The following is an 8,660-nucleotide window of genomic DNA, read 5'->3' as shown; positions in this document are numbered from 1 at the left end:
ATTTATCATTTTATAATAGAAAAAGCGCATATGCGCTTTTTCTATAGATCATTAATCAGGCTGTATGACCACCATCAACCAAAACTTCTGAACCAGTCATATACGATGCTGCTGGACTTGCAATAAAAGCAACAACATTTGCGATTTCTTCAGCTTTTGCATATCGACCAAGTGCAATTGTCGGTAAAACAAGACTGCTTACACCACCATTTTCTGGATTCATGTCAGTATCGGTAGACCCTGGAAGCACTGTATTTACAGTTATTCCTCTTGGCCCCAAATCTCTAGCCAAGCTCTTTGTAAAACCGTTAATTGCACCTTTGGTCAAGGTATATAAAGAAGCCGTAGCAAATGCAGAATATTTTGTCATGGAAGAACCAATATGAATAATACGGCCGCCAGACGTCATATGTCGAACAGCTTCTTGTGTAGCAACAAAAACACCTGTGACATTCACTGCAATCATTTTTTCATAATCGGCAAAATCAAGCTGTTCAATATCACCAGTAATACTGATACCCGCATTGTTAACCAGAATATCAATAGCACCGAAGGTTTGAACTGTCTCTAAAATTGCGCTGCGGACTGCTTCAGGATTAGCTGCATCAGCCTGTATGGCTAATGCTTTAGAACCACTGGACTGAATTTCATCCACCAAAGCAATGGCTTTTTCTGGAGAGCTATTGTAGGTAATGACTACAGTCGCCCCCTGATCTGCCAGTTTTTTCGCAATAGATGCGCCTATTGATCTTGACCCACCTGTAACCACAGCAACTTTTCCAGACAACACTTGATTTTCATTGGTCATTTGCTCAATCCTAATTTAAATCTCGATTACTTGATGATCTTACGTGCTGGTGGTAATCCCAAAGCATCAATATCCGGGTTAAACAATTCTTTATTGGTTGCCTCAGCCAACTCAATGATATAACCTGGAGCAAGCTCTAAACGTCCTTGAGCACCCATAATATTTGGCGTACGTTTTTGTAAAATAGGGATACCATTTTTTTCAGCTTTACGATAAACCGCTTCAATGTCATCTACTACAAACATGATTTTTGTGTTTTGAATAAAATCAGGTAGCTTGGCAACATATTCTGGCTCTAATACGACAAGCGAGACATGCCCAAGTGCTGACTGAAGACCAACCACCATCAGATTGTAGTACTCTTCGATTCTAAATACATATTCGATTCGGCCGTCCAGAAAGTCAATGTAGTTTCGTATATATTGCTGTTCTTGACCTGGTTCTAAAAATAGACGTTCATAAGGTCCTGATACTAAATTTTCTGCAAAAAAACTATTTTCGATTTTACTTTCAACATGACTCATTGTGATATCTCCATTTGCTTAGAATATCTTTTCGATTTTTTCTTGTGCATGCTCTGAACCATTTGACTAAAGTTCAGACATGCACAAGTTCAAGAATATTCAGCACTTATTTGTTAACTTTATTTGTTAAAGAATTTCAGGTTTTTCAACTAAAGGCATACCATTAAGCAAGTAGCCGCCATCTGCAGCAACAACCTGCCCTGTCACAAAAGACGCTTCATCTGAGCTAAGCCAAAGTGCCAAATGTGCAACTTCCAGAGGATCTGCTCCACGATGCATTGGAGTCGCTTCTTCAGAATGCTCTTTGAAATTGGAAATAATAGTCGAGGTTTTGTCAGTCATTGGGGTAATGGTATAGCCAGGCACAACAACATTTACACGTATACCGAATCGGGCATATTCCATTGCAACCACTTTACTTAGACCAATTAAGCCTGATTTTGAGGCCGCGTATGCAGCCAGATTTGATGCACCTGTCAACCCACCAATTGAAGATGTATTCACGATAGCACCTGAACCTTGCTTTAACATCTGTCTAGTTTCTGCACGCATCAACAAAAAGTTGCTGGTTAAATTCACTGCGATGATTCGGTCCCAGTCTTTAAGTTCGGCATTGACAATTGGTGCATGAACACCTGAAATACCTGCATTATTAAATGCAATATCCAGACGACCATGTTTTTCAACAATCGTAGAGACTAAATGATCAACATCTGCCTCGACACTAACATCTGCTTGCAAATAGCTAATATTCAAACCTTCTTTTTTTGCCAGAGCTTCTAGTTCTTCAGCTGCACCTCTTGCTGCACCTACAACAATTGCACCACGTCGTGCATATTCAAGTGCTGCAGCTTTACCTATACCTGAACTTGCACCAGTAACTAAAACGACTTTATCTTTAAATTGTGTATTGTCTGACATGTTCTTATCCTCGATATTTTATAATTCATCTGCATAGTGGAGTTTCAATCCACGGCGTGGCCAGTCTGCTTTGTATAAGCGACCAGTTCCTGATGCTGTAATATATGCTGTTTGCATATCCTCACCACCAAAACAAATATTGGTTACAGTCGGATCACGTAGTGGAACCTCTACAAAATCAATCACTTCACCTTCAGGAGAGATAGTGGTGATACCACCTTTAGGCATTGTTGCAACACTGACATTACCTTCAGCATCAACAGCCAGAGAATCGAAGAATGTAAAGCCGCCCAAGCCAGCCAATAGATGCGCACCATGACCTTCAAGGTTTAATTCACCCGCTGCTGTTACTTCCCACCACCAGATACGGCCAGTAATCGTTTCTGAGACATAGACACGCTTGCCATCTGGAGAAAGCCCGACACCATTGGGAGTAAATAATGGAGATACCAAGCGTTTTACGAGACTGCCATCCAAACGCCCATAACTCAAAGAACCAAGATCCATCTCATGATCACGGCGCTGACCATGATCAGTAAAATAAAAACCGCCTTGACCATCGAGCACAATATCATTGGGGGCTAAAATAGGACCATCTTCATAATGCGTATATAGATCTTTAACTGTGCCATCAGGACTGATCGTCTGAATTCGACCACCAATAAAGTCCTCTGGTTGTGGACCTGGTGCAATAAGTCCATCGGACTCTTCCCATGACATGCCACCATTATTGGCGACATAAATCACTCCATCAGGCCCTAGAGCAGCACCATTTGGTGCACCCTGTACTTTGGCAATAATTTCAACCTTACCATCTGGATATAAGCGTTTAAGATCTTGACCTTTAAGTTCAACCACAATGGCTGAACCATCTTTTAGTGCAATGGGACCTTCAGGGAAATCCAGATTTTCAGCAAATACTTCAAGTTTCATGTCGGACACCTATATTATTGAAATAATTTAAATGATCTTGGCTTAATCAAAAATAAGCACACTTTTTCCTTTGGTATGACCAACTAAAATATCTCTGTAGGCATCTTGAGCTTGAGCGAACGGGTACTCACGACTTACAACCCAGCTAAAGCGACCATCAGCAACACGTTCAACCACATATTTTAAATTTGAAGGTTTCTTTTTCACCCAGACTGCTTGTATTTTTGATGATGAAAGACGTTTACCTGCGGTAGAACCCATAAACCCGTTACTTTTTACAGTTGCCAAAGACGCTTGTGTCGCATCTTCATTTCCAACCAGATCAATAGAAGCATCAAATGGTTCTGGATGGATTTCTTTAAGGCGCTCGATAAGACCATCTCCATACACAACTGGAGTTGCGCCCAAATCACGGATGTAGTCCTGATTGCTCGCAGATGCTGTCGCAACGACATCAATACCTTTTTCTTTTGCTAATTGAATGGTAATCGAACCTACGCCACCAGAACCACCATGTACTAATAATGATTTTGCAGGTCCCATTTCATCAATAATAGTCATCGCTGTTTGACCGACACCCGCTAACGTACCAGCAACAGCCCAACTTAGATTTGCAGGTTTTTTAACCAGATTTGTAATTGGAACATCAATCACAGTGGCATGTGTAAATGCACCACCTGAACCCAGAACCTCATCACCCACTGACCATATTCCATTATTTGGATCAATTTCAGCAATCACACCTGCATACTCAGTACCAAATGCTTGAGGCATCGGAGAGTGCTTAAACTCACCTGTCATACGGCGTGCATCAATTGGATTAATACCAGCAGCTTTTACATGGATACGTGCCATTCCAGCAGATAATGGTGGCAATTCATTGGTAATAAATTCCAGAACATCTGCCTGACCATATTTCTGTGCGATTAAAATTGTACTTTTCATTTCTTATTCCTTGAACAAATATTGATAAATCATATTGGATACATATGCATTATAAAGTGTACAAATTAGATGAGAAGAGTTAATATTTGACCACACTATTCCATTTTTGATACTAATAAGCAGTATATGAAAAACATAAATGATTTAAATAGCTTAAAAATATTTAAAGATGTCGTCAGTGCAGGAGGCTTTTCTGCAGCACATAAAATCACGGGACAATCCCGTGCTACGCTAAGCAGAAATGTTTCTCAACTTGAGCAAGACATCGGTGCACGCTTAATTGAGCGGAGTACGCGTAGCTTCCGTTTAACTGAGCAAGGTCAAATTCTTTATGAGCGAAGTCTGGAGATTTTCAACCAGTTAGATGAAACATTTTCCATGCTGGAAAGCCAACAGGTTGAACCCAGTGGTCTGGTGAAAATAGCAATACCTCCGTCTTTACTACACTTTTATAACTTTAGCGAAGAAATCCTGAAATACATGCAACAGTATCGTAAAGTTTGTATACATATTGAAGCGACTAACCGCCAAGTAGATATTCATAACGAAGGCTTTGATTTTGTCATTCGGGCAAGAACTGAAATGGATTACCCTCTTGATTATGTTCCTGTTTTTTTAGCACGTATGGAGCTTTGCCTAGTTGTTCACCCAACTTGGCAAAATAAAATTAAAGACACTTTGGCAGAAACAGTAGAAAACATTCCAATTATCACCTGGAAAGGTACAAGTGGTATTACCCATTGGCAAATGGTCAACCAAGATCAACAAAATGTTAACCTCAAAGTAAAACCCCGTCTGATCGTTGATGATATGACCATGATGCGAAGCGCAGCTCTAAATGGTCTGGGAATGATTATGATTCCATTGATCTACGTTGAAAATGACATCGCTTTGGGACGTTTAATGAAACTTGATCTGGATTTAAAATCACCGAAAAGTATGGTTCATGCTGTACATTTAGGACAACGAGGGATGCGTCCTGCGGTGCGGCACCTATTGGACTGGTTAAAAGATAAAACTGTACATTTACGATAGTATTTTTATAGTGCTATAACTGGAAACTGGCTGGATTTTAATTTTAGATTTTTACTGCTTTCTAAAAACAAAGCCTTATTTTATAAAATAAGGCTTTGTAAATCATCAAATCATAATTGCAGAGAGATTATTTAAAATTTCCAGATCAGATGAGCATTCACACTATTATCTTTATAATGATCTGAAACAAGCCCCTCATACCCCAAAGACACTTGCATATTCTTATTTACAACCATGTCTGAACTGACTTTGATCAGCATACCATCTCGTGAAACAGGTACACTTTTAACCAAGAATGAAGCATGGTCAGTTCCAAAATTGAGACGGGTTGCTCGATCCAGATCATCATAATAATGCTGCCACCCCAGTTCACCACGTAGCTGAATATCCGATAAATCAGAAACTTTAAATGAACTCTCGGCACGTAACCCTACTGTAGATAACGTTGTATCGATATACTGTTTTTTGCCTGACAAAGAAGCCGCTCCACCATGTTCACGAATATTATTTCGATCAAAATTTATATATGTAACATGGGCGAAAGGTTCAAAATTGACTTTATCGGTTTTTATCGTATAAGCAGCTTCAGTAAAGACCTGATTTGAATGCGCATCATATTTGGCAGTATTTCGATCGGACTGAGCATCATAATTAACTGAGCGGGATGTATCAATGCGATGCCAGATGTGACTCGCACCAGTTCTCAGTGCAAAGTTTTCCAACTGCATTCCAGCATATAGTCCCAAATGATAATTGTCACTGCTCGCGCTAGCATGATTACCTGATAATGATGAATGCGTATAACCACTTGCTACACCCAGTTTTAGGGCATCATTTATCAATGGAGCATCTAGCCCGAAATAAACACCATCCGTAGTTGCATGGTATCCAGAAGCATTTTGATCAGTCGATGAGCGCTCCCAGTTTCGTACCAGTCTAAGCCAGCTTGTTGCTTGATTGTCTTTTTCTGGTTGCTGTAAACGAAGTTGATTGTTCCATGCCTCTGTAAATAGTCGACTGGTGTTAATTTGATCAGAAGCAATGTCCGAGTGTATTTGTCCTGTCAGCGCTTGAAATGCCTGTCTGGCATCACGCTCAGAGCGTGATTTTAGAATACTTTCAAAAACAGGATGACCTTGCGCGAGTTGATCAACTGCGATAGCAACCGCTTTTTCATTATCTGTTTTTGCAACACTGGCAAAAGGTTTATCATTTCGTCCAATATTGAGCAGGATCTGATTTTGATCATAATCAAGGCGAGTTCCAACAAACATATAATTGGGTTCAGTAAGATCAAATTTACCTGTAATTGCCTTTTCCGCAGTCAGAATTTTATATTTTGATCCAGTTAAACTTCTTACTTCTTTTTCTGATAAAAGGTTTTTTGCGCTCTCCAGAGAAACTTTGATACTCCCGCCATGCAAAGTTGCTGAACCTAAACTTTGAATAAAGTCACTACGACCATCAGGAGAAATATTGACATGATAATTTGAGTTTTTGTCGAATGTTACATTATCCAATATAGTCAAAGTTCCGATAGAAGATGCATCTGGAGATACTGTTCCACCAGCGTTTATTCTTAATTTGGCAATATGACCATTTCCAACCAGAATACCTTGATTATTGACTGACACTGCGGAATCAATCTTGCCTGCCATCAATGCCAATGTCCCGTTGCTATTAACATCGACAGCAGAATTTAACGTACCCTGGACTGCTAGAGTTCCACCATTAACCGCAGATTTTTCAAGATAATGGCTATTCCCTGCAATCGTTAACGTTCCTTGATTAACTTCAACGCCAGCAAATGAATCATTACCTGCTAAAGTTAAAATACCTTCACCATTTTTGATGAGTTTCCCTGATCCACTAATATCATTTTTCCAGACATCCCATTCTGTGAAACCTGCAAGATCATAACTTTGATTATTTTTATTCTGATTTACGACAAAAGTGTCATAAAAATAAGAGGGTCCATTGTACGCTTTAGGCAAATTGATCACACCCCAATATGAATCTGGGTCATCTTTTTTGATATTCCAGCCCGCAAGTGAATTGCTGGGATAAGCAGTACTTGCCAAAATACTTTGCCATTGTGCAGTGCTTAAATATGGAAATCTTAAGCGTAATAAATAAGCTGCTGAGTGAGGCATTTCGTTCGGCAGAATCCGTACAACCTGTGTCGGATCTTTTTTAGCATAGTACCCTGTCTCCTCTTTATATTGCGAAGCTGTGCTGCTCTCCAGACAGTTTTTAATATTATTCTGACATACGTTGGCAATATTCTTTCGTGTATCTCTGGCAAGATGAACAAATATTTTGCTTAGATCGTCATCTGCAAGTATTTGTGCCATCGTATGATAATTCAAAACCCGTGAAGCAATGGTATCCGTGCCAAAGTGCGCACCAACGATGACACGACTTTCCCCATACTCGATCGCTCTTGCAAAAATGTCACTGCCCTTTTCAGGAAACAGCATTGCCAATGGAACAGCCTCTCTAAATCCATTAAAAGTATGCCCGCTGGGAAATGATGAACCGACGATATCCGTATAATCTTTTAAATATTCTCCATTTTTATCAATCACCTGATAGGGTCTGCCCCGACCAAATCGATCTTTCAGAATAAAATCTATACTTCTTGTTTTTTTTGTCTTTTCATCATAGGCATAAGTTGCTTCTTTATATAATGCGGTAATCTTGTTAAACGACTGATCATGCTCCAGGTCCACATTTGTCGTATTTTTCCCCAAAATTTTTTCGACAAAACTGTCATAGACATATGCGTGTGACTGGTTTTTATCAGCTTCAGCTAATTTTCGACGTTCCCCTGAGATCTTTTTATATTCGTTACTTACCTGCCTATCCCACTCTGCTATTTTTGAACCTTGTTCGGGTATTTTAGTCACAACATTTTCACTTAAATGAGAAAACCACTGATTTCTTTGTTTTTTTATACTCTCTTTGGTCTGATCAATATCAACCAAAGCCATAGATGTATTTGCATAAAGGAGACTTAAAAAACTTAATGTAAGTGTAGAAAGCTTCATTGTGTACAAAATCGATAATTATTTAAAAGGTGATCAATTTAATTGATTATTATGAACAGCATATTACAACCATATGAATTAATTATATTTATTTAAAAATTTCAAATTACAATGGCACACCTGAAATAAAATTACAGGTAAATTTCCTCGAAATATCCAACCTAATCTTTTGAGACATGATCAACAATAATCGCAGTAAAGTACTGTGAGTTGATTAATCATTAAAAAATAATTCTAATTTTCACGAGAAAAATATAAGTTCTCAAAAAACAATATTGACGATCAAATATATAGATTTTCTAACCACAATCAGCAGATTTAGAGTTTCTATTGATTTTCATATATTTGTATTTATTGATTTTTAATCAAAAACACAAAAACAAGTTTCTTACTTCATCGAACGTATAAATAAATTTTCAATCTTATATGTAATGTTATAACATT

General features: G+C 38.7%; 7 protein-coding genes. 1 reads left to right on the top strand and 6 read right to left on the bottom strand.

Going from position 1 to position 8,660, the window contains the following annotated elements:
- Nucleotides 1-55 precede the first annotated feature (55 nt).
- The 5 genes from KPC_RS15410 to KPC_RS15390 all read right to left on the bottom strand — a co-directional run bounded on the left by KPC_RS15410 (nt 56) and on the right by KPC_RS15390 (nt 4,131).
- Nucleotides 56-808, bottom strand: coding sequence for an SDR family NAD(P)-dependent oxidoreductase (locus KPC_RS15410; RefSeq protein WP_121975244.1), 753 nt, complete (start codon nt 806-808; stop codon nt 56-58).
- 26 nt (nt 809-834) lie between these two features.
- Nucleotides 835-1,332, bottom strand: a complete 498-nt coding sequence (locus KPC_RS15405; protein WP_121975243.1) for a VOC family protein — start codon at nt 1,330-1,332, stop codon at nt 835-837.
- Nucleotides 1,333-1,458: 126 nt separating this feature from the next.
- A complete protein-coding gene (locus KPC_RS15400; RefSeq protein WP_121975242.1) occupies nt 1,459-2,253 on the bottom strand; it encodes an SDR family NAD(P)-dependent oxidoreductase in 795 nt (264 codons plus the stop codon).
- 18 nt (nt 2,254-2,271) lie between these two features.
- Nucleotides 2,272-3,186 carry an SMP-30/gluconolactonase/LRE family protein gene (locus KPC_RS15395; RefSeq protein WP_121975241.1) on the bottom strand — a complete coding sequence of 305 codons (915 nt, stop codon included), beginning with the start codon at nt 3,184-3,186 and terminating at the stop codon, nt 2,272-2,274.
- A 42-nt stretch (nt 3,187-3,228) separates the two neighbouring features.
- On the bottom strand, nt 3,229-4,131 hold the full coding sequence (locus tag KPC_RS15390; RefSeq protein WP_121975240.1) for an NADP-dependent oxidoreductase: 903 nt from the start codon (nt 4,129-4,131) through the stop codon (nt 3,229-3,231).
- A 126-nt stretch (nt 4,132-4,257) separates the two neighbouring features.
- Here KPC_RS15390 and KPC_RS15385 point away from each other — a divergent pair, with 126 nt between their 5' ends.
- On the top strand, nt 4,258-5,166 hold the full coding sequence (locus tag KPC_RS15385) for a LysR substrate-binding domain-containing protein (protein ID WP_121975239.1): 909 nt from the start codon (nt 4,258-4,260) through the stop codon (nt 5,164-5,166).
- 131 nt (nt 5,167-5,297) lie between these two features.
- Here KPC_RS15385 and KPC_RS15380 read toward each other — a convergent pair whose 3' ends face one another.
- Nucleotides 5,298-8,216: an autotransporter domain-containing protein gene (locus KPC_RS15380; RefSeq protein WP_121975238.1), complete on the bottom strand. Its 2,919-nt coding sequence runs from the start codon at nt 8,214-8,216 to the stop codon at nt 5,298-5,300.
- Nucleotides 8,217-8,660: the final 444 nt, after the last annotated feature.

Origin of the sequence: Acinetobacter stercoris, from assembly GCF_900323515.1 — a bacterium.
Classification (GTDB): Bacteria; Pseudomonadota; Gammaproteobacteria; order Pseudomonadales; family Moraxellaceae; genus Acinetobacter; species Acinetobacter stercoris.
Note: the sequence above shows the minus strand (reverse complement) of the source record. Positions and strands in the feature narration are given on the sequence as shown.